The organism is Thiomicrorhabdus immobilis (assembly GCF_021654855.1).
Classification (GTDB): Bacteria; Pseudomonadota; Gammaproteobacteria; order Thiomicrospirales; family Thiomicrospiraceae; genus Thiomicrorhabdus; species Thiomicrorhabdus immobilis.
Window position 1 is genome coordinate 1,167,267 of sequence record NZ_AP024202.1, and the last position, 25,557, is coordinate 1,192,823.

The 25,557-nt window shown below is 43.5% G+C and carries 26 protein-coding genes; 14 read left to right on the top strand and 12 right to left on the bottom strand.

Annotated features, from left to right (window positions below):
• Positions 1 to 47: 47 nt before the first annotated feature.
• A complete protein-coding gene (locus L6421_RS05235) occupies positions 48 to 1,265 on the bottom strand; it encodes a Card1-like endonuclease domain-containing protein (protein WP_237264283.1) in 1,218 nt (405 codons plus the stop codon).
• Positions 1,266 to 1,390: 125 nt separating this feature from the next.
• Here L6421_RS05235 and L6421_RS05240 point away from each other — a divergent pair, with 125 nt between their 5' ends.
• The 6 genes from L6421_RS05240 (at position 1,391) to L6421_RS05265 (ending at position 6,997) form a co-directional block, all read left to right on the top strand.
• Positions 1,391 to 2,185: a M90 family metallopeptidase gene (locus tag L6421_RS05240; RefSeq protein WP_237264285.1), complete on the top strand. Its 795-nt coding sequence runs from the start codon at positions 1,391 to 1,393 to the stop codon at positions 2,183 to 2,185.
• A 129-nt stretch (positions 2,186 to 2,314) separates the two neighbouring features.
• Positions 2,315 to 3,172 carry a PA4780 family RIO1-like protein kinase gene (locus tag L6421_RS05245; RefSeq protein WP_237264287.1) on the top strand — a complete coding sequence of 286 codons (858 nt, stop codon included), beginning with the start codon at positions 2,315 to 2,317 and terminating at the stop codon, positions 3,170 to 3,172.
• Between the two features lie 33 nt (positions 3,173 to 3,205).
• Positions 3,206 to 4,000: a ribonuclease H family protein gene (locus L6421_RS05250; protein ID WP_237264289.1), complete on the top strand. Its 795-nt coding sequence runs from the start codon at positions 3,206 to 3,208 to the stop codon at positions 3,998 to 4,000.
• Between the two features lie 88 nt (positions 4,001 to 4,088).
• On the top strand, positions 4,089 to 5,165 hold the full coding sequence (selD, locus tag L6421_RS05255; RefSeq protein WP_237264292.1) for a selenide, water dikinase SelD: 1,077 nt from the start codon (positions 4,089 to 4,091) through the stop codon (positions 5,163 to 5,165).
• Positions 5,165 to 6,286 carry a tRNA 2-selenouridine(34) synthase MnmH gene (mnmH, locus tag L6421_RS05260; protein WP_237264294.1) on the top strand — a complete coding sequence of 374 codons (1,122 nt, stop codon included), beginning with the start codon at positions 5,165 to 5,167 and terminating at the stop codon, positions 6,284 to 6,286. The genes selD and mnmH overlap by 1 nt, the downstream gene beginning before the upstream one ends.
• A 174-nt stretch (positions 6,287 to 6,460) precedes the next feature.
• On the top strand, positions 6,461 to 6,997 hold the full coding sequence (locus L6421_RS05265; protein ID WP_237264296.1) for a YaeQ family protein: 537 nt from the start codon (positions 6,461 to 6,463) through the stop codon (positions 6,995 to 6,997).
• A gap of 141 nt (positions 6,998 to 7,138) precedes the next feature.
• Here the strand turns inward: L6421_RS05265 and L6421_RS05270 are convergent, their stop codons facing one another.
• A complete protein-coding gene (locus L6421_RS05270) occupies positions 7,139 to 7,855 on the bottom strand; it encodes a YebC/PmpR family DNA-binding transcriptional regulator (protein WP_237264298.1) in 717 nt (238 codons plus the stop codon).
• A 114-nt stretch (positions 7,856 to 7,969) separates the two neighbouring features.
• Here L6421_RS05270 and L6421_RS05275 point away from each other — a divergent pair, with 114 nt between their 5' ends.
• Positions 7,970 to 8,155, top strand: coding sequence for a DUF2986 domain-containing protein (locus L6421_RS05275; protein ID WP_237264300.1), 186 nt, complete (start codon positions 7,970 to 7,972; stop codon positions 8,153 to 8,155).
• A 391-nt stretch (positions 8,156 to 8,546) separates the two neighbouring features.
• Positions 8,547 to 8,987, top strand: coding sequence for a host attachment protein (locus L6421_RS05280; protein WP_237264302.1), 441 nt, complete (start codon positions 8,547 to 8,549; stop codon positions 8,985 to 8,987).
• 109 nt (positions 8,988 to 9,096) lie between these two features.
• On the opposite strand, the gene L6421_RS05285 is transcribed toward L6421_RS05280, so the two are convergent.
• Positions 9,097 to 9,666: a PhnA domain-containing protein gene (locus L6421_RS05285; RefSeq protein WP_237264304.1), complete on the bottom strand. Its 570-nt coding sequence runs from the start codon at positions 9,664 to 9,666 to the stop codon at positions 9,097 to 9,099.
• A gap of 313 nt (positions 9,667 to 9,979) precedes the next feature.
• Between L6421_RS05285 and L6421_RS05290 the strand changes: the two genes are divergently transcribed.
• The 3 genes from L6421_RS05290 to clpA all read left to right on the top strand — a co-directional run bounded on the left by L6421_RS05290 (position 9,980) and on the right by clpA (position 13,652).
• Positions 9,980 to 10,840 carry a DnaJ domain-containing protein gene (locus L6421_RS05290; RefSeq protein WP_237264306.1) on the top strand — a complete coding sequence of 287 codons (861 nt, stop codon included), beginning with the start codon at positions 9,980 to 9,982 and terminating at the stop codon, positions 10,838 to 10,840.
• Between the two features lie 241 nt (positions 10,841 to 11,081).
• The gene (gene clpS / locus L6421_RS05295; RefSeq protein WP_237264308.1) at positions 11,082 to 11,399 is read left to right on the top strand and encodes an ATP-dependent Clp protease adapter ClpS; all 318 of its coding nucleotides are present in this window, start codon (positions 11,082 to 11,084) and stop codon (positions 11,397 to 11,399) included.
• A gap of 18 nt (positions 11,400 to 11,417) precedes the next feature.
• Positions 11,418 to 13,652, top strand: coding sequence for an ATP-dependent Clp protease ATP-binding subunit ClpA (clpA, locus tag L6421_RS05300; protein WP_237264310.1), 2,235 nt, complete (start codon positions 11,418 to 11,420; stop codon positions 13,650 to 13,652).
• Between the two features lie 198 nt (positions 13,653 to 13,850).
• Here clpA and infA read toward each other — a convergent pair whose 3' ends face one another.
• From infA to aat, 7 genes are all read right to left on the bottom strand, one after another.
• Positions 13,851 to 14,069 carry a translation initiation factor IF-1 gene (gene infA / locus L6421_RS05305; RefSeq protein WP_029407455.1) on the bottom strand — a complete coding sequence of 73 codons (219 nt, stop codon included), beginning with the start codon at positions 14,067 to 14,069 and terminating at the stop codon, positions 13,851 to 13,853.
• Between the two features lie 52 nt (positions 14,070 to 14,121).
• Complete coding sequence (locus tag L6421_RS05310; protein WP_237264312.1) at positions 14,122 to 14,508, bottom strand: succinate dehydrogenase assembly factor 2; 387 nt, start codon at positions 14,506 to 14,508, stop codon at positions 14,122 to 14,124.
• Positions 14,509 to 14,510: 2 nt separating this feature from the next.
• Positions 14,511 to 15,209, bottom strand: a complete 699-nt coding sequence (locus L6421_RS05315) for a succinate dehydrogenase iron-sulfur subunit (protein ID WP_237264313.1) — start codon at positions 15,207 to 15,209, stop codon at positions 14,511 to 14,513.
• A 38-nt stretch (positions 15,210 to 15,247) separates the two neighbouring features.
• The gene (sdhA, locus tag L6421_RS05320) at positions 15,248 to 17,122 is read right to left on the bottom strand and encodes a succinate dehydrogenase flavoprotein subunit (protein WP_237264314.1); all 1,875 of its coding nucleotides are present in this window, start codon (positions 17,120 to 17,122) and stop codon (positions 15,248 to 15,250) included.
• A 39-nt stretch (positions 17,123 to 17,161) separates the two neighbouring features.
• Positions 17,162 to 17,515 (bottom strand): succinate dehydrogenase, hydrophobic membrane anchor protein, encoded by a 354-nt coding sequence (gene sdhD / locus L6421_RS05325; protein ID WP_237264315.1) that lies wholly within the window; start codon positions 17,513 to 17,515, stop codon positions 17,162 to 17,164.
• A 31-nt stretch (positions 17,516 to 17,546) separates the two neighbouring features.
• Positions 17,547 to 17,966 (bottom strand): succinate dehydrogenase, cytochrome b556 subunit, encoded by a 420-nt coding sequence (locus L6421_RS05330; protein WP_237264316.1) that lies wholly within the window; start codon positions 17,964 to 17,966, stop codon positions 17,547 to 17,549.
• Positions 17,967 to 18,058: 92 nt separating this feature from the next.
• On the bottom strand, positions 18,059 to 18,829 hold the full coding sequence (gene aat, locus L6421_RS05335; protein ID WP_237264317.1) for a leucyl/phenylalanyl-tRNA--protein transferase: 771 nt from the start codon (positions 18,827 to 18,829) through the stop codon (positions 18,059 to 18,061).
• 349 nt (positions 18,830 to 19,178) lie between these two features.
• Here aat and dnaE point away from each other — a divergent pair, with 349 nt between their 5' ends.
• The 3 genes from dnaE (at position 19,179) to L6421_RS05350 (ending at position 24,133) form a co-directional block, all read left to right on the top strand.
• Positions 19,179 to 22,661 carry a DNA polymerase III subunit alpha gene (gene dnaE, locus L6421_RS05340; RefSeq protein ID WP_237264318.1) on the top strand — a complete coding sequence of 1,161 codons (3,483 nt, stop codon included), beginning with the start codon at positions 19,179 to 19,181 and terminating at the stop codon, positions 22,659 to 22,661.
• A 164-nt stretch (positions 22,662 to 22,825) separates the two neighbouring features.
• Complete coding sequence (locus tag L6421_RS05345) at positions 22,826 to 23,749, top strand: hypothetical protein (RefSeq protein WP_237264319.1); 924 nt, start codon at positions 22,826 to 22,828, stop codon at positions 23,747 to 23,749.
• Positions 23,750 to 24,133: a hypothetical protein gene (locus L6421_RS05350; protein WP_237264321.1), complete on the top strand. Its 384-nt coding sequence runs from the start codon at positions 23,750 to 23,752 to the stop codon at positions 24,131 to 24,133.
• A gap of 17 nt (positions 24,134 to 24,150) precedes the next feature.
• Here the strand turns inward: L6421_RS05350 and L6421_RS05355 are convergent, their stop codons facing one another.
• Both L6421_RS05355 and thpR read right to left on the bottom strand, forming a co-directional pair.
• The gene (locus L6421_RS05355) at positions 24,151 to 24,816 is read right to left on the bottom strand and encodes a nitroreductase (RefSeq protein ID WP_237264323.1); all 666 of its coding nucleotides are present in this window, start codon (positions 24,814 to 24,816) and stop codon (positions 24,151 to 24,153) included.
• 101 nt (positions 24,817 to 24,917) lie between these two features.
• Positions 24,918 to 25,496, bottom strand: coding sequence for an RNA 2',3'-cyclic phosphodiesterase (gene thpR, locus L6421_RS05360; protein ID WP_237264325.1), 579 nt, complete (start codon positions 25,494 to 25,496; stop codon positions 24,918 to 24,920).
• Positions 25,497 to 25,557: the final 61 nt, after the last annotated feature.

The following is a 25,557-nucleotide window of genomic DNA, read 5'->3' on the forward strand; positions in this document are numbered from 1 at the left end:
CCAAGAAATGCCACACTAGATGTGGCATTTTTTTCTCAAGAGTAAGCTTAATGGCTGGTTTCGCTGGGCGTGTTGAGTTCTTGCAAAATCCAGTCTTTAAGTGCATTTTTTATATTGTGGAGCTGTGAACCATCAATCACGCCAACATTCAGCAGATTGGCTTTATTGAGGTTGTCGCCAATCATTTCCGTGGTGATGAGTAGGGCGTGAGCGCTCACGCCGCCCAATCTTTTCTTTAGGCTATCCAGGCGTTGTAAGTGCAGATTGATATTGGCATTGGCTCCGGTCTTACACTCAACCAAGAACAGTTGATTGTTGGCGATAAACAGCACGTCTGCTTCATCAAACGCGTTTCTACGCTCTAATTTCACCCCAAACGCCACCTCTTTGATTTTGTCGATTTCAGTTTTGATTTCCAATACCGCACGGTAGGTTAGGTATTCTAGCCAACCGCCTTCAAAAAAGGAGCGTTTCCACGGATCGCTTTCTGGGTGTGGAATGATTTCATTGTTCTCTTCGCTAATCTGAATTAAGTTCTGGTTATGTAACTTACGCATTAAACCCGCCAATAAATCGGCTTTAAGGTGGCTGCGTTGATTCACTTCATTCAAATAATACTTTTTCTTATGCCTAATCAGTTTGATGCTTTTACCGCGTGCATAATGCGTTGAAAAGCGTTGATAGATGCGCAAAGCATTTTGTTGCAGAATGATTTTTTGAATGGCGTTCACCACTCCATTGGCGAAGTTTGCTTGGCTTGGTGAGAGCTTAACAGGTTGACTACAGTCAATGCCGTGAGCGTGTAAAAACTCGCCAAGTAGCAGGTTTTCGGCAATACTAAAACCGCTAAGATTGCTTGGCTGAATCCATTTTAGTTGGTCGTTGGGGAGCAGATAATAGATTCCTGCCGGAGTGTTTTCAAACAGCTTGAATGCGCCTAAGGTGTACATTTTGTTGGCGCAACTGATGTTGATGGCAAGAGTTTCTATTGGGATGTTCAATACAATATTTTTTAAATCGCTCACAATCTCGCTGATTTCAAATGCGGGTTCAATTTGCACCATAGCCGATTGGATTTGATGAGATTTATAGATGCGTTTAAGACGTTTTGCGTTCTCTAATAAGCTAGCGGTATGAACGATAATGACGTTTTGCACAATCAAACGTTCGTCTAAAATGGGAGCGAGATTAGGAGTCATCTCTCTATCGGCAAATACCAAGTGGGTGCGATATTGATTCAAATTTGCTAAAGATTGATTTGTCATGCTCAGCCAACGGATAAGTTTAAAAATTAAAGAATCACCTAGCTACGATTAAAAGTCAAATTCTGTCGATAATAAACGCGCTTGTAGTGATATATTGCCACAACTCTTAGATTGAGAATCTCTAAATGAATTTACTAAATAAAGTAAGGCGTTTTATCTTATCGAACCGTCTTAGAAACAGCAAAATCCCTCTGCGGTTGTGGCACAAAACTATCGCTAAAATGCCGCTTATGCAACGGTATCGTACTACTGAACGCATGCAAATTAGACTGTTGGCCAGTGAGGTGTTGCGGGTTAAGTCTATTGTGGCTGTGCAAGGCATGGAGCTGACCGATGAAATTCAAACCATGATTGCCACTCAAGTCGCAATGATGGTTTTTGGGTTGGAGTCGATGGAAGATGACCTCTCTTTAGATTGGTTGAGAAACTGGCAGCAGATTTTGGTTTACCCGACCCCGTTTCATAATGGGCGAGAAAACGTGCTGGGTTTTAATGGCATTTTGCTGAGCCGGGCTGCGATTGAAAGTGGTGAAACCCAATACCAAGGAGGGATTGTCATTAACTGGCAAGATGACCATCCACACCCTTTACGCGCCTACGCCAATCAAGTGTTGATGCATGAAATGGCGCATAAGCTGGATATGTTGGATGGCGATACCAATGGACATCCACCGTTGCATAAGAATATGAGTGAGAAGCAATGGTTTGCAGCCTTTGAAAATGCCTTTGAAGATTTGAACCGACGGATACAGCATGGCAAGCCAACGGCCATCAATCCTTATGCTGCGACCAATCCAGCCGAGTTTTTTGCAGTAGCGACTGAATACTTTTTTGAAGCGCCTTTGTTGTTATATCGAACTTATCCAAAAGTCTATCAGCAACTCTCGCTTTTTTATAAGCAAAATCCCATCGCAAAATAGGCTTGAATCGGTCGATTTCTCCAATAAAAAGCCATTAACAAACTGCCAATAATAGCGTTAGGCGGTGTATCATGGGCGGCGTTGTTTTATAATTTTATTTCACCTTTCTACAGATAATTATTATTCGTTATGAAAACGCCAAAAAGAATTCTCCCCCTAATTGAAGATGGTCTGGTTGATGAAGTGATTCGTCGCCTGATGAGCGGTAAAGAAGCCGATGTCTTTATGGTGCGCTGTGGAAATGAAATACGATGCGCCAAAGTCTATAAAGAGGCCAGTAAACGCAGCTTTAAAAAAGCGGTTGAATACCAAGAAGGCCGTAAGGTTCGCAATAGTCGTCGTGGTCGAGCCATGCAAAAAGGCTCTAAGTTCGGTCGTCAACAGCAAGAAGAGGTTTGGCAAAACGCCGAGGTGGATGCGCTCTATAAATTAGCCGCGGCTGGAGTGCGGGTTCCTCAGCCTTATGGTTGTTTTGATGGCGTGTTGTTGATGGAGTTGATTACCGATGAAAACGGCGATGTGGCACCAAGATTGAATGATGTCTCGATGAGTGCCGAGCAAGCGCGAGAAGACCACGCAGAGATGATGCACAACATCATGTTGATGTTGTCGGTTGGTTTGATTCATGGCGATTTATCGGAGTTCAACGTGTTGGTCGACGACTATGGACCGGTGGTGATTGATTTGCCGCAAGCGGTGGATGCGGCGGCCAACAATAATGCCAAGCGCATGTTGACTCGTGACGTGGATAACATCACCAACTATTACGCCCAATTTGCCCCGGAATTAAAAGACACCCAATACGCCAAAGAGATTTGGGCGTTGTTTGAAGCGGGTGAACTCAGTGCGGATATTGAGTTGACCGGTCAGTTTGATGAGGTTGAACATAATGCCGATGTGGACTCGGTTATGGAGGAAATCAAAGCCGCTTTTGAAGCCGAGCAAAAACGCCAAGAACGATTGCGTGAAGCAGAACAACAAGATTAATAAAGTGAACAGAAGAGTGAGTTTAATTTAAGCATGGCAAAAAAGTTTTATGTGGTTTGGCAAGGGAGAACCCCCGGAATTTATACCGATTGGGATAGCTGTAAAAAGCAGGTCGATAAGTTTGCCGGAGCGAAATACAAATCCTTTCCGAGCTTAGCGGAAGCCGAGCAAGCTTTTGTGGGCACACACAGTACGTCAGGTGCTAAAAAAAGCGCAACGGTTAAAAAAGCCACAGCCCAATCGGCAACCAAACCCAATACCATCAAAACCTATACAGCGGCAGAAATCGCCAAAATGTCTCTTGATATTAAAATCTTTACCGACGGTGGTTGTGACCCCAATCCGGGGCAAGCGGGTTCGGGTATGGCTGTGTACCGGACGGTAGACGGTAATGAGCAGATTGCTGAGCTTTGGTATGGATTGTATAACCCGATGGGAACCAACAATACGGCTGAATTGAATGCGTTGCATCAGGCGTTGATGATGGCGCAAATTGAGAGTAATAAGAGCCGATCGGTAGCGATTTTCTGTGACTCGAAGTATGCGATTCAATGCGTGACCCAATGGGCAATCGGTTGGCAGAAAAAAGGCTGGAAAAAAGCCGGTGGCGAAATTAAAAATTTAGAATTGATCAAAGAGATGTTCGCCTTACATCAACAGTTAAAAGATAAGATTCAAGTGCTGCACGTGAATGGCCACGTTGGTGTGGAAGGCAACGAATTAGCCGACCGTATGTCCATGCTGGCGATTGCCGAAAAAGAGAGCCATTTTGCACGCTATCCGCATGAAATCGATGTGGCTGAAATTCTAAAAATGCAAGCGGGATAGTGGCTTGCTTTTTAACATTCCAGGACTTTACTAAAGCGACCAGGCCTGGTCGTTTAAATAGAACCGATTCAAACTTAGGAAGATTTACATGCAAAACACAACTCAGAATGACGCGCAATTGATTAAATTGACTGAATACAGTCATGGAGCTGGGTGTGGCTGTAAGATTTCGCCTAAAGTTTTGGATAGCATTCTAAAAACCTCGATGCAGATTGCGCCAAACCCAAATTTATTGGTGGGCAATAGCACTAAAGACGATGCCGCCGCATTTGATTTGGGCAACGGCACCTCGGTATTAAGCACCACCGATTTCTTTATGCCGATAGTTGATGATCCATACACCTTTGGACAGATCGCCGCTACCAATGCGATTAGCGATATTTACGCTATGGGTGGCAAGCCGTTGATGGCCATTGCGATTTTTGGTTGGCCGATTGACAAGTTACCGGCAGAAGTGGGGCAGCAAGTGATTGAAGGTGGTCGCGCTACCTGTGAAGCCGCCGGGATTCCGTTGGCGGGCGGCCATTCGATTGACGCGCCCGAACCGATTTTTGGTTTGGCGGTGACCGGAATCGTAGACAACCGACACTTGAAACGTAATGCCTCCGCAGAAGTGGATTGTGAACTGTTCTTAACCAAACCGGTTGGCATCGGGATTTTAACCACAGCGCAAAAACAGAAGAAAATTCAGCCAGAACACATGCAAATGGCGATTGAAGCGATGACGACCTTGAATAAGCCTGGCAGTGAATTTGCCAAAATAGCGGGCGTTACCGCTTTAACCGATGTCACCGGATTTGGCGTATTGGGTCATCTGATTGAAATTTGCGAGGGCAGTGATATCGCCGCGCAGATTGAATTTGATAAGTTGCCAATCTTACCGCATGTTTTGGATTATTTAGCGCAAGGCTGTACGCCTGGCGGAACCTTAAGAAACTTTGATAGTTACGGTCATAAGGTGAAAAGTGCCACAACAGAACAGTTGGACGAAACCCAAAAAATGATTTTATGTGATCCTCAGACTTCAGGCGGTTTACTGGCGGCGGTAAGAGCGGATGCGATAGCGGAATTTAAACAAGTCGCTGAACAACATGGATTAACGTTACAGTCTATCGGTAAAACGGTGGCGGCCAGTTCGCAAAGCCATTGTGTTGAGGTGCTTTAATGGCGGTTAACTTAACTGAATTTACCACCGAATTACCGCAAACCGACGATTTCAAATCGATTGTCTTGAACAACACACCGTTGATTGATGTACGTGCTCCGGTTGAGTTTGAACAAGGTGCGTTTGCTAGCTCAATCAATTTGCCGCTGATGAATGACGAAGAGCGCCATAAAGTGGGGATTTGTTATAAACAACACGGTAATGCCGCAGCCGTTAAATTGGGTCATCAATTAGTTAATGAAGCCACTCGTACGCCAAGAGTAGATGCTTGGGCGGCGTTTATGGATCAACATTCTGATGCCTTGCTCTACTGTTTTAGAGGCGGGATGCGTTCGAAAATTTCACAACAATGGTTAAAAGACAGCGGTCGTGAAATTGTGCGTTTAAAGGGCGGTTATAAAGCCTTTAGACGTTATTTGATTGATTTTATGGAGTCTGTTCCCCAACAGTTTCAACAGTTGGATATTCAACCGATTGTGTTGGCCGGGCGAACCGGTTCGGGTAAAACCTTGGTGATTCAGCAGTTGCAAAACACCATTGATTTGGAAGGTTTGGCACATCATCGCGGTTCGGCGTTTGGTCGTCATGCCACTCCACAACCCACTCAAATCAATTTTGAAAACAATCTTTCCATGAGTCTGATCCGTTTTTTGGAAACGCAGGCAAAACAACTCATTATCGAAGACGAGGGGCGGAATATCGGTTCTGTGAACCTGTCTAAAGAGTTGTTCGATTTTTTAAAAGGCGGTGAGCGGGTTGTGGTGGAAACGCCATTGGCAGAACGAATTGCCATTACTTTGGATGAGTATGTGATAGAGGCCCAGCAAGAGTACCCAACGCTGGATGCCTGGACGACATTTATGTTGGCGGCGCTACAGCGTATTCAAAAGCGTTTGGGGGGTGAGCGTTATCAGCGTGTGCTTAAACAGTTCGAAGACGCCATGCAATACCAAATCCAGCAAGCTTCAACCGAGTATCACCAGGCCTGGATAGAAACCTTATTGGTTGAATACTATGACCCTATGTACGATTATCAAATGCAAAAACGTCAACATAAGGTCGCCTTTAGCGGCTCGATGCAAGAGGTGGTGAGCTTTCTTCAAGAGCTGGCTAAAAGTTAATAAAAGGTAATATCAAGTAACCTACCAGGCCTGGTTGGTTTAAATTAATTTTCCGATTAGACGCCTCTTTGCTGCTCTTTGGCACGCTATTATCAAGCAAAACCAATTTATTAACGCGTCTCTGTTAAACTACGCGCCATCATCTATCAATACCATTCACATAAAGGCATTAGCGTGGCGTTAAAACCGACTATTTATAAATTTCGTACCTCTTTGTCAGATATGGATCGCCATGTTTACGATTCATTTAATCTAACCATCGCGATGCACCCGTCAGAAAATCTTGAACGCATGATGGCGCGTTTTTTAGCTTACTGTTTGAATACCCAAGAGTTTTTGGAGTTCACCAAAGGCTTGAGTGCGATTGAAGATCCGGATATCTGGGTGAAAACCTTGGATGACCAATTAATGTTATGGATTGATATTGGTGAGCCGGCGTTTGAACGCATTAAAAAAGCCAAAAACCTAGCCAGAGAAGTCAAAGTGTACAGCTTTAACAGCAAGTCGGATGTTTGGTGGCAGCAGGGCAAGGCCAAGTTCAGTCAGTTGGAGGCGAGTTTTTATCGTTTTGACAATCAGCAGATTCAAACCCTGGCAGGCCTGGTGGATAGAACCAGTGAAATTTCAGTTACCATCAGTGATGACTCGGCGTTTATCACGACTGAAAAGGGTGACTGCGAAGTGATTTTACAAACCTTACAGCAGACTTGAACGGGCGATTTATTAGCAGAATGTGCCACAAGAAAAAACCCTTAAATTAAGTTAGTTTATTTAACTTAGTTTAAGGGTTTTTGGTAAAGACGGCTCGGTGCGCTAAAAGGTACGCTTAAAATTAAGCTTCAAGAACTCAGCTTAAAATTCCGCATCATAATAGACGTTTTGCACATCGTCTAAATCTTCTAAAAGTCCGATGAATTTCTGGAACATCGCCAAGTCTTCACCTTCAATCGGTTTTGGAATTTGCGCTAAGAATTGAATTTCATCCACTTCAAACTCAATTTCAGGGAAAGCGTCTTTTAGGGCGTTTTTGGCTTTTGCATACTCAGTATGGGGAACGAACACACTGATCTTTCCATCATCCGCTTCGATATCGTTGACATCGACATCGGCCATCAATAACGCTTCAAGTACAGGTTCTTCATCATCACCAGCAAATACGAAGATTGCCGAATGATCAAACATATGGGAAACACTGCCTTGTGTACCGATTTTACAGTTTGTTTTAGTGAAACAGTGACGTACATCACCGAAAGTACGGTTTGGGTTGTCAGTCAAACATTCAACGATAACCATGGTGTTGCCAGGGCCGTAACCTTCATAACGGGCAGGAGAGAAGTCTTCGCCACCGCCGCCTTTGGCTTTCTCAATCGCTTTCTCAATAACATGAGCAGGAACTTGGTCTTTTTTAGCTCTATCGATTAAACCTTGTAGGGCTAAGTTACCTTCCGTCTCAACACCTCCGGATTTGGCACACACATAGATTTCACGGCTGTATTTACTGTAAACCTTAGCCTTTTGATCTGAGGTTTTTGCCATTGATTCCTTGCGGTTTTGGTAGGCTCTTCCCATTATTAATGCTCCATTGAAATTTTACGAAGCGTAAATTTTACACAATTCCATCATTTTGTAGGAAGTTTTGAACTAAAATCCTCTTAAATAAACACTCGTTAATAGGCTCACTAGATGAATAGACAGAAAAAAATACGCCAAAAGTTTGAAAAAAAGCTAAAAAAAGCCAAGGCAAAACGCTTTCCTAAAAATAAAGAGCCTTATATCGCCAAGGCCGATCGCATAGAGGTTAACCAAGAAATCGATGACAATGAGGCGCTTTTATCCGAAAAGCCTGAAATTGAGTCTGTAGCTGAATGATTTTTTGTTAAAAATCTTCGGCTTCTCTATTCAAGTACATATATTCTCGTAAATATATTCACGTTATATATGAGTCATTTTGAGGTGTCGTAGGGTCTTTTTTTCTATTCGGACAAGTTTTGCCTGATCCATATTTATGGTCAGCCCGCTTTCAATCTCGCCTTAGTCTTTTGCTTTGCCATGCATTCATCGTTTTGCATGGCTGTTTCACCGCCTTATTCCATGCAACCTCGGTTTTTAATCGAAATCATTTTTATATCAATATGTTAGAAGTTTCTTTTTAAGAGGCGTACAATCGGGATGGTAGTGTTGTCTATTCAATTCACTACAAAAGGCTCTGATATAGAGCGTTGATAAAGATATTCATAAACTTAAGTTTAAGGAGAGGCTAATGAAACCTATTTGGATTCTTGTAGCAGATAGCAGTAATGCACGTATTTTTACAACGGAAAACTCGGCTTCTGAATTGATTGAAATTGAAGATTTCTTCCATTATGAAGGGTTACAACATGAGCGTGAATTAGTAAGCGATTCGGCTGGGCGTATAAATGACGGTCGTAACGGAGGTAATCATGCTTACTCGGCAGAAGTCTCTCCCAAAGAGCAAGAGAGTATTGATTTTGCCAAACGCATCGCTAAACAGTTAAATGATGAATTTAATCAGAATAAATTCGAAAAACTGTTTGTGGTCGCCGCTCCGGCATTTTTAGGGGAGTTGAGAAACGCTTTCAGTAAAGCTGTTGAAAAGCATATCGCTTTTTCTTTAGGTAAAAATATTGTGACGCAGACGCCGGCAGAAATACGAGGGCATTTACCGCATTCATTAGCGTAAATTGTCGTGGTTTCGCAAAGAGTTTAGATATATTTTTTTATAGATGAGTACGAGGGGTTGGTGGAATGCTAACCGAAAAGGTTAGCATTGGCGTGTGGCGAGTATTGATTTAGGCTTTTTTCAAGAAAGCAGAAACCAGTACGATTTGAGTTCCATTTACTTTACCTTCAATGTGTAACGGATTGTCGGTCAAGTGGATGTTTTTCACTAAAGTACCACGCTTAGCCGTAAAGTTAGCCCCTTTAACATCCAAGTCCTTAATTAGGGTGACATCATCACCTTCATTCAGAATAGTCCCATTACTGTCCTTGGTTGGAACGGTATCTTCATCGTCCGAAGCCAAACCTGCATCCGCCCAAGCTTTGGTTTCATCATCAAGGTACATCATGTCTAATAGGTCTTGCGGCCAACCTTCCGCTCTTAGAGCGTGAAGCATACGGTATGAAAGAACCTGAACCGCAGGGGTAGGGGACCACATGCTGTCATTCAGACAACGCCAGTGATTCGCATCAAGGGTCGATGGGTCTTCCATTTGTGCTTTACAAGTACCACAGACTAAAACCGCTTGCTCTTCTGAGCCATCACTTGGAGCAACTTCAAAAACGGATAGGTCATGTTCTGAACCACAAAGTTCACATTTGTTGCCGCTACGTGCGATTAAAGCTTGTTCTACACTCATTGGAATTCCTTTACACTTAAAGAGTGCTTCGCTTTCAGCCATGGCTCTAGCAAAGCACTCTTATATAATTTTTAATATTCAATTTTGGGTGCGTATTATGCCTTAAATGCGCCTAAAAGTCATTAAATACCACTCAGGATGTAGGAGATAAATCTAATATTGGTCAGCCATTTTCATTCTATGGGAGCGGTTAATTCAGAAGATAATGGAATCGGCTTTTATACTTCTATCTCCGCGCTTTTTTTTTAGTGGTGATAAGGTTAGAATTGCTACAGTTTTAAGTAGGTATCGAAGTCGAAAATTAGAGGCAATATTGAGAGTCAATTACGATGTGAGTGTGGATTATTTTGCGGTGCTGGGAGTGCATTATGGCGCTTGTTCCAAGACCGTAAAGCTTGCCTACCGTAAAATGGCACGGCGCTACCACCCCGATGTTTCAAAAATCCATGATGCACAAAGCCGTTTTCAGGATATCGCCTTTGCTTATGAAATTCTAAGTAAGTATCGAGATAGTTACTGTCATGAGTTCAATCTTCGTAAAATCAGAGCTCAAAACGTTAAATCGAAGGTTGATAAGCAAACGCCGGAAGAACCCCAATCCAATCCTTCTGGTTTTACAGCCGATGCCGAGCAAAAGAAATCGTCAGCTGAATCAAAGGCAGGAGCTAATCAACAACAGCGCGGATCTGCAAATTATTCGGCATACCGTTCACAAAAGCCAATCAATGGTAAGGATCGGGTAATCAATTATCCATTGACCTTACGTTACGCAATTCGCTTGTTGTCTTTAGGTCATTTCTATATTCCCGGCTTGAAGTTGAATATGAAATTCACTCGTGAGGCCTTTGAGGAGAAAACGTTCCGTTTGGAAGGAAAGGGTTATAGCGGTTTGTTTGGGGGTAAACCGGGCAATTTTTTGGTTAAATTCACCATTAAGATAGATAGTGTGCGTTATAAGCTACTAAACGGCGATATTTATGGTAGTTTTACGGTTCCTAAGGCTTTGATCAAACCTGGAGAAGCCATTAGGTTGGATGTGGTTAGTGGTAAAGTAGAATTGCAAATTCCAGAAAATTACTCCGCAGAAAAATTCATTAAAGTTGATGGAATGGGGTTGCCGGCGGATGAGGTTACTCCAGCAGGCGATTTGTATGTAAGATTAATTGCCAGTTAGCTTGAATTTTACCTCATTGAACCCTATTTAAATTGAAACGAATTATAACCAATGGAATTCAAACTTTAATTTGACGACAAGCTCCGAACTGGACTTAATTACCTAAATTGATGATGGTTTCCGCCTTAAAGGAACTGTTTTTGCTTAAGTTTCAAATAAGCCAAAGCCGATGAGTCAATCGTACCTTGTCGAAATATTGTTAATGAAATTGATATAAAAATAACAGAAAGAAAGAGATTAAATGCCTTATTCACCCGAGCACGATGACGGTAATTTACTGTTAGAACATGCCAAACCAAAAGTTAAGCCACCGAAACGTTATCAAGTGGTATTGATGAACGATGATTACACACCGATGGAATTTGTGGTGGAGGTGTTGCAACGTTTCTTTGGTCTGGATGAACTTAAAGCCAATGCGATTATGCTGGCGGTGCATCATGACGGAAAAGGCGTTTGTGGTGTTTATAGTCGCGAGGTGGCTGAAATGAAAGTTCAACAAGTAAACAGTTATTCTCGTCAGAATCAACATCCATTAATGTGCCAATTAGAGGTTGCGTAAGCAAAAGGGTCAAAAAATATGTTAAGTAAAGAATTACAAATGACTCTGAGCAATGCCTTTAGCGTTGCACATGAATATGAACATGAGTTTGTCACTTTAGAGCACTTGCTGTTGGAGATGCTTGGTGTGCCGGCTGTGCAAGAGGTTATCAATGCTTGTGGCGCGGACGTGGTTAATATAGAAGAAGGTTTGGAGAAGTTTTTAGAGTCTGAGATGGTCTCGCGCAAACCGGATGAATTACAGCCTACCATGAGTTTTCAGCGTGTGATTGAGCGTGCGATTTACCTGGTTCAGTCTAATGGCTATCCAGAGGTCACCGCGGTGCATGTATTGGCTTCTCTGTATGCGGAACAGGATTCACAAGCCGTGTATCTTCTAGAAAGTAACGGTGTGGAAAGGGTGGATGTATTGAGTTTCTTATCACACGGCGTTACCGCTGCCGAAAGTGATGACTACCTGCCTGCCACTAATGAAGATGAAGCCCAACTGGGTTCTGAAGGTGAGGCCAAAAAGTCGCCTTTGGAAAGCTTTACCAGCAATCTCAACCAAGCGGTTGTGGAAGGTAAAATCGATCCGATTATCGGTCGAGAATGGGAACTGAATCGTACCTTGGAGGTATTGAGTCGTCGCCGTAAAAACAACCCTTTGTTAGTGGGAGAGCCAGGCGTGGGTAAGACCGCGGTTGCCGAGGGTTTGGCTTATCAAATCGTACATAAAAATGTGCCTGAATCCTTATCCGATGCTGTGGTATATAGTTTGGATATGGGGGCTTTGTTGGCGGGCACACGCTACCGTGGTGATTTTGAGAAACGTTTTAAAGCGTTGTTGAAAGCATTGGAGAATGAACAGCACGCGATTTTGTTTATCGATGAAATTCATACGGTCATCGGCGCTGGAGCGGTTCAAGGCGGCGCGATGGATGCGTCTAATTTGATGAAACCGTCGCTTTCATCGGGGCGCTTACGTTGTGTAGGGGCAACCACTTATGAAGAGTATCGTGGTGTCTTTGAAAAAGATCGCGCTTTGGCGCGTCGTTTCCAAAAGGTCGATGTCAAAGAACCGAGTCATCAAGAGAGTTTTGAAATTCTCAAGGGGCTAAAATCGAAGTACGAAGAACACCATAATGTGAAATACACTTTGCCAGCCCTCAAAGAAGCGGTGGCATTGTCGGCACGTTATTTAACGGATCGCCACTTACCTGATAAAGCGATTGATGTGATTGATGAAGCGGGTGCCAAACAAGCTTTAACGGTTGCCAGTAAACGCAAAAAACAGATTGGCGTGCATGAAGTGCAACAGGTGGTTGCGAGTATTGCCCGTATTCCGGTGTCGCAGATCACCCAAAAAGAGAAAGATAAACTTTTTGATCTAGAGGCGAATTTAAAGCGTGTGGTGTTCGGACAAGACCATGCCATTGAGAAATTGACCGCAGCGATTCATTTAGCGCGTTCCGGGTTGAATAATCCGAATAAACCGACGGCATCGTTTTTATTCGCCGGGCCTACCGGTGTAGGTAAAACCGAACTGAGTCAGCAATTGGCCAATCATATGGGTGTTGAGATGTTGCGTTTTGACATGTCTGAATACATGGAAAGACATACCGTTTCCAGATTGATTGGTGCGCCCCCTGGTTATGTGGGGTATGACCAAGGTGGCCTGCTGACCGAAGCGGTGACCAAAAATCCGCACTCGGTGGTGTTGTTGGATGAGATTGAAAAAGCTCATCCTGATGTATTCAATCTATTGTTGCAAGTCATGGATCATGGAACTCTGACCGATAATAATGGACGTAAGGCGGATTTCAGGAATATCACCTTGATTATGACGTCTAACGTGGGTGCTGAGCAGATGGCGAGGTCGAGTATGGGCTTTACCACTCAAGACCACACAATGGATTTTGATGCTGAACTCAAAAAGGTCTTTACTCCAGAATTCAGAAACCGTTTAGATGGCATTATCCAGTTCAATCGTCTCTCAGAAGCGTCGATGACATCGGTGGTGAACAAGTTCATCTACGCGTTAGAGAACGCTTTGGCGGATAAAAAAGTCAGTCTTAAAATCAGTGATGCGGCGCGTTCTTGGTTGGCCAAAAAAGGCTATGACCCACTTATGGGGGCAAGACCGATGGAGCGTTTAGTGCAAGAGAAGGTCAAGCAACCATTGGCGGAAAAGTTGTTGTTTGGTGAACTTCAGCAGGGTGGTGAAGTCTTTATTGATTGTAAAGATGATGCGTTGACGTTTGAAAAGCTTTGACTGTCAAAACCTAAGGCGTTAGCCGCCTTGGCTGAAGCCCGAGCGCTTTCGTTTCACATTGAAAGCACTTCTGTGAAAGAGGCTGGGTCGCTAGAACTTATCGGTTGACCTTGATGGTCAGGCAATAAAAAACCCCTTAATGTATTCCACATTAAGGGGTTTTTTATTTTAGAAAGGTTTTTAGCTAACTGACCGGGCTTATTTACCGCGGTAAGTGATACGCCCTTTAGTTAGGTCGTAAGGTGTTAATTCAACTTTAACAGCATCGCCGGCAAGAATTCGGATATAGTTTTTACGCATACGTCCTGAGATGTGCGCTAAGATTTGGTGTCCGTTTTCTAACTCCACTTTGAACATGGTGTTAGGTAAAGTTTCTAGAACGACACCGTCGAATTCAATTACGTCTTGTTTTGCCATATGCTTGTTTAAACCCTTTCTATAGAAAAATTGTGCGCGGATTATAACAAATTTACTTGTTTGAATTCAAATAATTATCTCTTATTTCATCAATCAGTTGTAGATAGACCTTTGGAAGCGGTCTTACCGATTGCAGATTGCTGGCTTCTACAAGGAGTAGCCAGTGAAACAGGTTTTGTTCACTCTCTTGTAGTAGTTGGTTGATTAATTCAACCTTTTCAATAGCTAAGGGCGGTTTTAAAGAATGAATATAACTTTGCAAAAGCAGTTCGGTCTCTAAATTTCCACGTTTGCAGAGGAATAAACTTTGTTTTTGCCAAATAATGAATTCTGAGGGGCTTTCTGGCGTTTCGATTGTGTGTCCTGCAGAATTTAACCAGGCCTGGTTAATTTGTTCAGGAGGATTACGGTGTGAATCATCTGTTTTGTGCATAGTCATTTTTAAGACTCTTTAACCATGATAGATTTAAGCTCTTGGATGGCTCGACTTGGATTTAAGCCTTTTGGGCAGGCATCGGTGCAGTTCTGAATATGGCGACAACGAAAGGTTTTGGTTGGGCTGTCGAGTTCTTTTAATCGTTCAATGTGTTTGATGTCGCGTGAATCTATCACAAAACGACTGGCGGCTAATAAGGCGGCAGGCCCGGAAAATTGATCGGGATTCCACCAAAAAGAGGGGCAGCTGGTCGAGCAACAACCACAGAGAATGCATTCATAGCTACCATCCAGTTTGGCTCGCTCTTTAGGTGTTTGTAGGTGTTCTTGTGATGGGTTTAGTGGAGTGGCTTGTAGGAAAGGCTTGACGTCTTGGTACTGCTGGTAAAACAGCTTCATGTCTATGATCAGGTCTTTAATGATAGGCAGGCCGGGCAACGGTTTAATCACTATCGGCTGTTTGAGTGATGTAACGGGCGTTATGCAGCTTAAATGGTTTTTACCGTTCACATTCATACCATCCGATCCGCATACGCCTTCCTGACAGGAAGAACGAAAACCCAGCGATGGGTCTTGTTCACGAACCATTTGCAACACCTCAAGTAGCATGGTATCTGGCTGAATCAGAGCGTCATCAACCTCAAAAAATTGCTCGTATGGCGCTTGATCATTTTCTGGGTTATAGCGATTAATAATCAGTTTCACGGCGGCTCCTTAAAATCCTGGTGTTGACGTCGCTCATATCAATATTCCCGTTTTTTCGGGGTGAACGGTTCGCGGCTTATTGGGTTAAGGTTAACCTCTTTATAACTTAAACTGCGAGTTTGATGATTGTATAAAGTATGTTTTAACCAGGCCTGGTCATCTCGTTGTTGATAATCAATACGCGAATGTGCACCGCGACTTTCTTGGCGAGCTAAGGCGGAGTTGGCGGTGGCAAAAGCAATCGCCAAAAGGTTTTCCAATTCTAAGGCGGAGAGTCGTTCTAAGTTAAAGATATCGCTATCATCGGTTAAACACACCGTCTGTAGACGTTTTTCGATAAAGGGCAGTTGTTGCAAGGCATGCCGCATTGAAGATTCTTCCCTAAACACACCACAGCCTTGTTCCATGATTTTTTGCAGGTCTTTTTTGATTAATGCAACGCTATCGCTAATGGGTGGTTTGTTGTGGTCTTCTGAATTGTTGATTGAGTTGTCGACTAGATTATCGACTGAATTATCAACGGCATTGTGCCAACGCTCTATACGTTCCATGACCTGTTGTAAAGATGCTGTATCCAACTCGGCTTGGTGGTTCGCGGGGCTTAAGGCGATTTGTTCGGAGATGGTTTGTGCGGCTTTACGGCCAAATACCACTATATCCAAAAGCGAGTTGCCTCCAAGGCGATTGGCGCCATGCACCGAGACACAGGCGCATTCACCCACCGCGTACAAGCCTTTTACGACTTGTTGTGAGTTGTCTTGGTTTGGTGTGATTACCTGGCCTTTGAGGTTGGTAGGAATGCCGCCCATCATATAATGACATGTTGGGAAAACGGGGACGGCTTGTTCGATAGGGTCTATGCCTGCAAAGGTGATGCTTATGTCGCGAATGCCCGGCAGGCGGTTTTTTATGACTTCGCCATCTAAATGGGTCAAATCAAGTAAAACATGGTCTTTATTTGGACCGCAACCGCGCCCCTGTTGTACTTCGACGGCAATGGCGCGTGACACCACATCTCTGGAAGCAAGGTCTTTAACGTGGGGTGCATATTTTTCCATGAACGCTTCTCCAGACGCATTGCGCAAAACCCCACCTTCACCGCGAGCGGCTTCAGAAATCAACATGCCTTTTCCGGCAACCCCTGTTGGGTGGAACTGCCAAAATTCCATATCTTGCAATGTATAGCCGGCTCTTAAAACCATGCCCAAACCATCGCCGGTATTGATGCCTGCATTGGTATTGGTTCTGAAAACTTGCCCGGCACCGCCGGTGGCTAAAAGAATATTGGGGCTTTTAAGGATTTGATATTCGCTGTTATGAATGTTCATAACCATGATGCCGTTAATGGCTCCTTGGGTATCTTTAAGTAAGTCAATGGCATAGAACTCTTCAAAAATGGTGGTGCCCAGACGGATGTTCTGTTGATATAGTGAATGTAAAATCGCATGGCCGGTGCGGTCGGCGGCGGCACAGGTTCTGTGAGCTTGGTCTTCGCCATAATTTTGGCTCTGTCCGCCAAAAGCCCGTTGATAGATTTTGCCATTCTCTAAACGGGAAAACGGCACACCAAAGTGTTCGAGCTCTCTAACGATTTCGGCGGCTTCCTGGCACATGTACTCAATCGCGTCCTGGTCACCTAAATAGTCACTGCCTTTGATTGTGTCATACATGTGCCACTGCCAGTTATCCGGCGTGACATTGCCTAATGCGGCATTAATCCCGCCTTGAGCCGCTACGGTATGTGAGCGTGTAGGAAAAACCTTGGAGACCACCGCGATTTTGTGGCCGGACTCGGCAAGTTGTAATGCGGCTCGCAAGCCGGCGCCACCGGCACCGACAATCACCGCATCAAATGACAAGGTATTTTCTAATAGGTTTTTGGTAGCCGGGTTGTTGGTGGAGCTTTTGGGCATGTTGGCTAAAATCTCTTGGTTTAGTGGTCAAGTTGCTGGTTATGGTTGGAACGCCGGGATGACAGCCCAAGCAATCAGCGCGATGACATCAATACAGATAAAACTCAAAAATAGCGCATATAGCCATAACCAAAATCGGACTCGATTGGCAGGCAAATAATCAATCATGATGTCTCTTAAACCCACCCAAGCATGGCTAATCAGTAAGCCGAATGCTAACAAGCTAGCCAGGGTGAAAGCGGGGGTGAAAACTTGTTCGATCCAGTTTTTAAAAGAGGGTGTTTCCAGCAGGTTGATTGAGTGGCTCTGCCAAAAAAGTAACGGAAAATACAACGCTAGGTAAATGGCGCTTATTCGTTGCCAAATATGTGCTTTAACTCCCGTTAATTGCATTGTCTTACCTCTTCATATCTTTGATAATTTTTTATGACCAGGCCTGGTAGCTAATAAACACCGTTAACAACCCCCAAATGCTTAATAGTAAGTAACTGATTTTTGCACTATTGATCAATCGATAGCTATGAGGTTGGATGAAGTGTTCGGCAAATAGATGGCGGATACCACTGAGCCAATGAAAGCTGATAGCTGACCAAAATACCGAGTTCAAGCAGTTAATGAAACAGTGGTCGTGAATGCTGTCCATAGTGACGATCGGATGAAAAATAATCAGCTGGGCTAAAGCGAGATAACCAAGAAGGCTAATAATGAGTATCAAACCGGTGATTCGGTGCAGAGCCGACAGTTTGGCATTTAACGGGAACTTAAAAGCCGTTAAACTCAAAAAGCGTGGACGATTTCCTGGGTGACGGTACATCATTAACTCCCATTTGCGACTGTAGTTCATTCTACAACGCTTAAGAATGAAAACGCCAATGATTAATAATGGTTGATGTTATCTAGAGAGGTTTGGTAGCTGTAAAGAGAGGGTGTTGACAGTCAGGGAGCTCTGTTTTGAATGTGAGAAGCGATCCACTGCGGCCAATTGGGGTTCAACTGCCATTTTTGGGGAGGGAAGGTTTGTAGTGTCAGTTCGGAGATATGTTCCTCAAAACGGTTTCTGCTGATCAATTCAGCACCTAAACTGTTAAGGTGCGGCGTTTCGACTTGGGTATCGATAAGAGAAAAGCCCCACTGTTTTAATTGTAGAGCCAAAGCGACTAAAGCAATCTTTGAAGCATCTGTCTGTTTGGCAAACATCGATTCGCCATAAAACATCTTGCCAATCGCAACACCATACAGTCCGCCAGCCAGTTCATTGTCAATCCAAACTTCAACAGAGTGCGCGTGGCCTATATTATGAAGTGCGGTATAAGCGGCAAGCATCTCTGGACTAATCCAAGTGCCGTCTTGCCCCTCTCTGGGAACTTCTGAGCAAGCTTGCATGACGGCGGTAAAGTCTTTGTCAAAGGTAACTTCCAGATGTTTTTCCTTGAGGTATTTGTTAATGGTTTTTCTTAAGCTTCGGTGAATTTTGAGTCTTTCGATAAACAGGACACTACGAGGGTTGGGGGTCCACCATAAGATAGGCTCACCAGGGTTAAACCAAGGAAAGATTCCTTTGCTATACGCCATTAATAGCCATTCAGGGGTTAAAGCAGCCCCGACAGCCAGTAAGCCATCTGGGTCTTTCATCGCCAAATTGCTGGGTGGGAAGCCAACCGGTTTAGGGTCGAGCCAAAAAGGAACTAAATTAGGGTTGCTGCTCATAAATGTTCTTTAAGGAGGTTTCTTTGCTGTTACCACTCAATGATAGGAGTGTTGTAGTTTGTTAAATTCACTAAATAGAAAAGTACCGCTAAATGATTTTTTAGCATTCCAATACAATTTTTATTGGAACTAATCGCTAGGCTTTCTCAAGATAAGATAGAATATCATAATTAAATAATTAACCTATTTTTGATATCACGCATAGCCTAAAAAATAATGAAAAAGCGGGCTAATGAATAGCAAACTTATTAGCGGATCAAGCTTTTCATCGGAAAAGTCACCAGGCCTGGTGACTCAGTGACGGCTTAATGTATTGCGTGAGATATTAAACATTCATCGAATCTAATTTATGACCCAATTTGTTCATCTACACGTCCATTCAGAATATTCCGTTGTTGATAGTACTTTAGGAATTAAACCCTTAATAGCATTGACCCAAGGTTGTGAGCAGCCTGCCATGGCGTTGACCGATCAGAATAATCTGTTTGCCTTGGTTAAGTTCTATAACGCGGCAATGGGCGCGGGAATCAAGCCCATTATCGGTGCGGATGTGTATATCGAGGATCAATCGGGTGAAGTCTTTAAAACGGTTTTACTTTGCCAAAACCCACAAGGCTACCTTAATCTCTCGCATCTAATCTCCCAGAGTTACCTACATAACCAGAAATTGTATAACAACCATATGCTTGCTCTGATTAAGCGGGAGTGGCTGGCTGAATTCAATGATGGCTTGATTGTGTTATCCGGCGGGCGAGAAGGGGATGTGGGGGTCGCCTTATTGGCCGAAAAGCCGAATTTGGTTGCCAGTAGAATGAAGTGGTGGCAAACCCATTTTGGCGATCGTTTCTATTTGGAATTGGTACGTACTGGGCGAGAAAACGAAGAGAGTTATATCGCTCAGGCGATAGAGGTGGCAATCCGTTATGAAGTGCCGGTGGTGGCCACTAATGATGTGCGTTTTGCCAAACCAGAAGATTTTGAAGCCCATGAGGTGCGGACCTGTATTCATGACGGCTATATTCTTGATGATCAAAGTCGCCCTAAAAACTACTCAGAAGAACAATATTTCAAGACCACCGAAGAAATGGTTGAGTTGTTTGCGGATATTCCCGAAGCTATTGCCAATACGGTCGAAATCGCGAAACGCTGCTCGCTTGATTTAACGCTGGGAACCTATTTCTTACCTGACTTCCCTGTGCCGGAAGGTATGACGATTGATGAATTCTTTATTGCTGAAAGTCATAAAGGGCTGGATGAGCGTCTAGCATTTTTGTTTGGACACCTCTCCAAAGAGGAGTTTGAGGTAAAGCATAAAGAGTATTACGAGCGGATAGAGTTCGAGCTTGGGATTATCCTGCAAATGGGGTTCCCGGGTTACTTCTTAATCGTTGCCGATTTCATTCAATGGGGTAAAAACGAGGGGATTCCCGTTGGACCAGGTCGTGGTTCCGGTGCCGGTTCTTTGGTGGCCTATGCGTTGAAAATCACCGATTTAGACCCGATTCAATATGACTTGCTTTTCGAGCGTTTCTTAAACCCTGAACGTGTCTCCATGCCCGATTTCGATGTCGACTTCTGTATGGATCGTCGTGACGAGGTGATCGATTATGTATCACGCCATTACGGACGTGATCATGTATCGCAGATTGTCACTTACGGAACCATGGCCGCCAAAGCCGTAGTGCGTGACGTAGGCCGTGTGCTTGGTTTAGGTTATGGCGTGGTAGATGGCATCGCCAAATTAATCCCGAACGAATTGGGTATCAAGTTGGCCGAGGCGCTTGAAAAAGAAGAAGAACTACAAAATAAATACGATAACGATGAGGATGCTCGTCAATTACTCGAGTTGGCGCTCAAACTCGAAGGTACGGTTCGTAATACCGGTAAACATGCTGGTGGGGTGGTCATCGGCCCCAAACCGTTGGATCACTTTTGTCCGGTATTGTGCGAGCCGGATGGTTCGAGTGTGGTCACCCAGTTGGATAAAAACGATGTTGAAACAGCAGGCCTGGTCAAGTTCGACTTCTTGGGCTTAAGAACGCTGACGATTATCGATTGGGCATTGCAATCCATTAACGGTAATAAAAAACCGGGTGATGAAGGTTTTGTTGATATCGCACGTATCCCTTTACAGGATGAACCGACGTTTGACCTAATCAAAACCGGTAAAACCACCGGGGTATTCCAGTTGGAGTCAAGCGGGATGCAAAGCTTGATTGTGCGCTTACGACCTGACTGTTTTGAAGACATTATCGCTTTGGTTGCTCTGTTCCGCCCAGGTCCGTTGGAGTCGGGCATGGTGGATAACTTTATCGCCCGTAAGCATGGTAAAGAGAAGGTGTCTTATCCAGACGCACAGTGGCAGCATGAATCGTTGAAAGAGACGCTGTCGCCAACTTACGGCGTTATCTTGTACCAAGAGCAGGTAATGCAAATCGCGCAGATTTTAGCCGGCTACACCTTGGGTGGCGCCGATATGCTTCGTCGTGCGATGGGTAAGAAAAAGCCAGAAGAGATGGCTAAACAGCGTTCGGTCTTTAAAGACGGGGCGGAAAGCATTGGGGTTGATGGCGAGCTCGCCATGAAAATCTTTGACTTGGTTGAGAAGTTTGCCGGTTACGGATTCAACAAATCTCACTCGGCTGCCTACGCCTTGGTTTCCTATCAATCGGCTTGGTTGAAAACCCATTATCCAGCGGAGTTTATGGCCGCACAGATTTCATCCGATATGGATAACACTGAAAAAGTGGTTCATATGGTGAATGAATGTTATGCGATGGGCTTAACCGTCTTGCCACCAAACATCAATACCGGGCAGATTCACTTTAAACCCTTTGGGGAAAATACCGTTAATTACGGCCTTGGTGGTATCAAGGGGGTTGGGGGAGCCGCGCTTGAAGGGGTGATTTCCGAAAGAGAAGCGACGGGCGACTATAAGGACTTATTTGATTTCTGTTTACGTGCTGGAAAAAAAGCCAATAAGCGTGTGATTGAAGCCTTGATACGTTCTGGCGCGTTCGATGAGTTGCATGACAATCGTAATGCCATGCTGCAGAGTTTACCGATGGCGCTTAAGCAAGCTGAGCAACAGCATAAAAATGACGAAGTGGGTCAGAATGACCTGTTTGGCGATATGCTGTCGGTTGAAGAGTCGGGCGAGTCACAATTGCTGGATGTGCCTGAAATGCCTGAAAAATTAAGGCTGGCTGGCGAAAAAGAAACATTAGGCCTCTATATGACAGGTCATCCGATTGATATGTATCGTGAAGAGCTGAAACGCCTGGTACCAAATAGTTTGGCGAGTCTTCGTCCTGAAAAATGGAAAAAGGTATCCGCAGCGGGTCTGGTTGTTGAACTGCGCAGTAAAGTGACCCGTAACGGCCAACGCATGGGCTTTATCTCTTTGGATGACAAGACGGCTCGTTTGGAGGTGGTGATGCGCCCAACCGTTTTTGAAGCGATTAGAGAAACCATCAAACCGGATATGGTGGTTATGGTACAAGGTGAAGTGGCCGAAGACACTTTTAATGGCGGAATCAAACTCGATGCTGAAATTGTCGTGAGTTTGGCTGAAGCCCGAATTGAAAAAGCCCGAGCCATCAAACTTAATGTCAATACTCATGATAAACCGTTAAATCAAACGAAAATTAATGAGTTGCAAGTGTTGTTAGGTGCTTATCAAGCAGAAAAAGGCTTACCTGTCGTAATCGATTACACGAATGAAATTGCGACGGTGCAGATGAAAACGCACGCTGAAAATCAGTTTTTTCCAGATGACGATTTGATTGAGGCTTTAAACGCGCAAGGATGGCAGCCGGAAGTTGTGATTTGATCAAGGTTAATCTTTTATGCTTTTGCAGGCTGAGTCTTATTATTAGCTAGCTTACAATCACTAATCTGTGATTTAATTAATCTATTAAAGACTTTTATACAAAGGGTGTTTCGTTGGCTTTTTGGTTCGAAAAAAATGATTTCAGACGTTTCCGTCGGATTGATATGTCTGTAAAGCTATTTGTGACACCGACAGCACCGATTGTTGATATGGATATTCACGCTTTAGGTATCGATTATTTTCCGAATAGCGTCAATAAAAAAATTAGACAAAATCATCAGCGGTTACTGCATTGGGTCAACCATATCCAAGAGCAAAAAGAGATTCTTCAGCCTGTATTTTTGCAGGTTATCGACTCCGCTGAAATGTTAGGTGAAGCCGTTAAGCAGGTTTCTTTAGGTAAGAACCCTCTGCTTGATGAAGCTTTCGCTAAAAAAATCATGAGTAGCCTTAAGATGATTGGACGGATTAAAAGCTTAGAAGAACCAGCGCCTAAAACGTTTCAATATTTTTCTGAAGTAGAAAAAAAACTGACTCACTTTTATCGTTTGTTATTGCTTTCCTTGCATAAATCGACACCCAAAACCTATCACTATTTTGAACCGGTTACGCAAACCTTCAAAATCGACGAGATGACTAAGAAATTCAGTCAGCCTGCATTTCAAAAAATACCGTTGGTTCAATCCATCAATTACATGCATAAATTGGTGGATGATTTTTGCACGGTATTCCAAGAGATGAATCAGGATTATTATTTAAGAGAGCACCCTGAAGCATGGCGAGTTCATGATGTAACGATCAGTGCTGGTGGTTTTTCAGCGTTGTTTCCTAAACGCTATTTGCCAGGAAAACAGTTAACGACATATATGTATTTTCAAAACCATGGTCGTGCTATGAATGTTCATACGACTTTTGCACGTTGTCAGACCAAACCCGACAAAATGTCGGAATTGAATGCCTTTTATTTTGAATTCCCAGAACCTCAAGATCAGCAGTTCTTAGAACTTGAGATTGAGAGGTTGCAGATTGAAAAAACCGTGGAGCATTGCATGACAAGCCAGTGGTTAGCGAATTTTGGGGGGCGTTAAATGGCGGTTGTTGTTGAAGCTACCTTTATGAATGGATTGCCTTTTTCTTTGAGGGCTGCGGCACAAGAGTTATATTTGAAGGAAAGCCTGGAGTCATTAGTGAAAATGCGTTTACATGATGTTTCTAAAGATTATCTAAACGCGTATTCATTAACGGAAGAGCAATGGAAAATGGTGTTAAATGTCTTGATTTTGACACAATTATCTCAGTTTACTTTGGGTAAACATATCAGTAAGGATGGTCGCGAACAGTTAATATTTCTGGTGGCTACCGTGCTTGATATGCAAGAAGCAAGTAACGATGAAATCTTGGAATTCCTAGAGGAAAAAGCCAAGATTTTTGCGGTTTGGTATGCCAAGTTATTAAAGCTAGGCAATAAATAGCCAGATACAGGGTTAACTCAGTCGTAAAAAGCGCAAAACTCGTCTAACTCTATTCTGGAGGTGCGATATTGATTTACTAGATGACTTTTATCTTCGTAGCCCAAAGCCATTCCACCAATCAGTTTCTTATCGGCATCAATTTGTAGCGTCTGTTTAACCAGGCTTGGAAATTCACCTAAAGCCCCTTGTGGGCAAGTCGCCAATCCGTTTTCTTCCGCCAATAACATGATGTTTTGCAAAAACATGCCGTAGTCTAAATATGAACCGGTTTCTAGGCTTGAATCGATAAAAAACAGTAGCATCACGGGAGCACCAAAGGCGTTATAGTTCGCTTCCCATTGCTTAAGACATTTTTCCTTATCTTCACGTTTGATATCTAGTGCAGTATAAAGACGAGTGCCTGTTTCCACCCTTCGGGCTTTGTATGGGGGAATCCACTCTGTTGGATAGTATTGATAATCCATGGTTTCCGTGTCTTTTGCCCTAAATGCATCAATCATCTGTCTAGAGAGTTTTTCTTTGGTGTTGCCTTCTACAACACAGACCTGCCAAGGCTGGGTGTTGACACCTGACGGTGCATATTTGGCAGTATCGAGAATGGTTCTGATAATCTCTTTATCAACGGGCTGATTAGTATAAGACCTGGTTGATTTTCGTTGTTTTATCGCTTGGCTGACATTCATGTTTTTTTCTTTTTCTAGTCTCTGTAAGGGAGTTCTTTTGAGGGTGAATGGATGGGAATAACTAAATTTCTAGCTCGGATTTTTTGGTTTTTTCTTGATTTTTACTTTTTCAGAGGCCTTAAATGAATTGTCTTAAGAGGTGTGTAAATAGGCGCATTTTCCGTCAATTCACTTTGGTATAAACAAATAGAGTTAACATTAAGCCAACAATTTTCAAAATGTGCAACTTCATTCGGGATGGTTAAATTGTTCAAATTGGTTTGCCTATCAATTCTTCCAAGGCTGATATGTGGCCTAAAAGTCAGTTGCGGTTTGACTAGGCCAATAGTCTCCAATTTTCTTTCAAGTAGCTTTTCGATATGAATGAGTAAATCGTTTGATTGTGCTGAAGCGACAATGGTATGTGCGGAAAGAGGGGAAGGAAAAAGTTCAATGGCTGTTATCTGGATGCTAAACGAAGAAATGGGTTCGGCAATGAAGCATTTGTCGATTAGGTGCAAGATTTCATTAACCTTATCGTTTTCTAATTTTCCTCCTAGAAAACGGATTGTCAGATGATAGTTGGAGGGTTCGAACCACTTGATTTGATGTGACCAGGCCTGCCTTTTTAAAAGCGCCACCTTCTTATTTAGTATGTCGGTTGTGATCGAATCAATAGGTAACGCAATGAAAGCTCTCATGTTTTTCTTTTTTACATCGTGAAGTCGCCAAACCTTTAGTTTATAGAATCTGTGTTCAGGA

Bases quoted from the DNA above. Each gene is read 5' to 3' on its own strand.
- mnmH (WP_237264294.1), top strand. From the start codon at position 5,165: ATGGCGGTTAACTTAACTGAATTTACCACCGAATTACCGCAAACCGAC.
- L6421_RS05355 (WP_237264323.1), bottom strand. From the start codon at position 24,816: ATGAATGTCAGCCAAGCGATAAAACAACGAAAATCAACCAGGTCTTAT.
- selD (WP_237264292.1), top strand. From the start codon at position 4,089: ATGCAAAACACAACTCAGAATGACGCGCAATTGATTAAATTGACTGAA.
- L6421_RS05350 (WP_237264321.1), top strand. From the start codon at position 23,750: ATGGCGGTTGTTGTTGAAGCTACCTTTATGAATGGATTGCCTTTTTCT.
- L6421_RS05250 (WP_237264289.1), top strand. From the start codon at position 3,206: ATGGCAAAAAAGTTTTATGTGGTTTGGCAAGGGAGAACCCCCGGAATT.
- L6421_RS05235 (WP_237264283.1), bottom strand. From the start codon at position 1,265: ATGACAAATCAATCTTTAGCAAATTTGAATCAATATCGCACCCACTTG.
- L6421_RS05245 (WP_237264287.1), top strand. From the start codon at position 2,315: ATGAAAACGCCAAAAAGAATTCTCCCCCTAATTGAAGATGGTCTGGTT.
- clpS (WP_237264308.1), top strand. From the start codon at position 11,082: ATGCCTTATTCACCCGAGCACGATGACGGTAATTTACTGTTAGAACAT.
- L6421_RS05275 (WP_237264300.1), top strand. From the start codon at position 7,970: ATGAATAGACAGAAAAAAATACGCCAAAAGTTTGAAAAAAAGCTAAAA.
- aat (WP_237264317.1), bottom strand. From the start codon at position 18,829: ATGAGCAGCAACCCTAATTTAGTTCCTTTTTGGCTCGACCCTAAACCG.
- infA (WP_029407455.1), bottom strand. From the start codon at position 14,069: ATGGCAAAACAAGACGTAATTGAATTCGACGGTGTCGTTCTAGAAACT.
- L6421_RS05280 (WP_237264302.1), top strand. From the start codon at position 8,547: ATGAAACCTATTTGGATTCTTGTAGCAGATAGCAGTAATGCACGTATT.
- L6421_RS05270 (WP_237264298.1), bottom strand. From the start codon at position 7,855: ATGGGAAGAGCCTACCAAAACCGCAAGGAATCAATGGCAAAAACCTCA.
- L6421_RS05345 (WP_237264319.1), top strand. From the start codon at position 22,826: ATGTCTGTAAAGCTATTTGTGACACCGACAGCACCGATTGTTGATATG.
- sdhA (WP_237264314.1), bottom strand. From the start codon at position 17,122: ATGCCCAAAAGCTCCACCAACAACCCGGCTACCAAAAACCTATTAGAA.
- dnaE (WP_237264318.1), top strand. From the start codon at position 19,179: ATGACCCAATTTGTTCATCTACACGTCCATTCAGAATATTCCGTTGTT.
- sdhD (WP_237264315.1), bottom strand. From the start codon at position 17,515: ATGCAATTAACGGGAGTTAAAGCACATATTTGGCAACGAATAAGCGCC.
- L6421_RS05310 (WP_237264312.1), bottom strand. From the start codon at position 14,508: ATGACTATGCACAAAACAGATGATTCACACCGTAATCCTCCTGAACAA.
- L6421_RS05330 (WP_237264316.1), bottom strand. From the start codon at position 17,966: ATGAACTACAGTCGCAAATGGGAGTTAATGATGTACCGTCACCCAGGA.
- L6421_RS05240 (WP_237264285.1), top strand. From the start codon at position 1,391: ATGAATTTACTAAATAAAGTAAGGCGTTTTATCTTATCGAACCGTCTT.
- clpA (WP_237264310.1), top strand. From the start codon at position 11,418: ATGTTAAGTAAAGAATTACAAATGACTCTGAGCAATGCCTTTAGCGTT.
- thpR (WP_237264325.1), bottom strand. From the start codon at position 25,496: ATGAGAGCTTTCATTGCGTTACCTATTGATTCGATCACAACCGACATA.
- L6421_RS05285 (WP_237264304.1), bottom strand. From the start codon at position 9,666: ATGAGTGTAGAACAAGCTTTAATCGCACGTAGCGGCAACAAATGTGAA.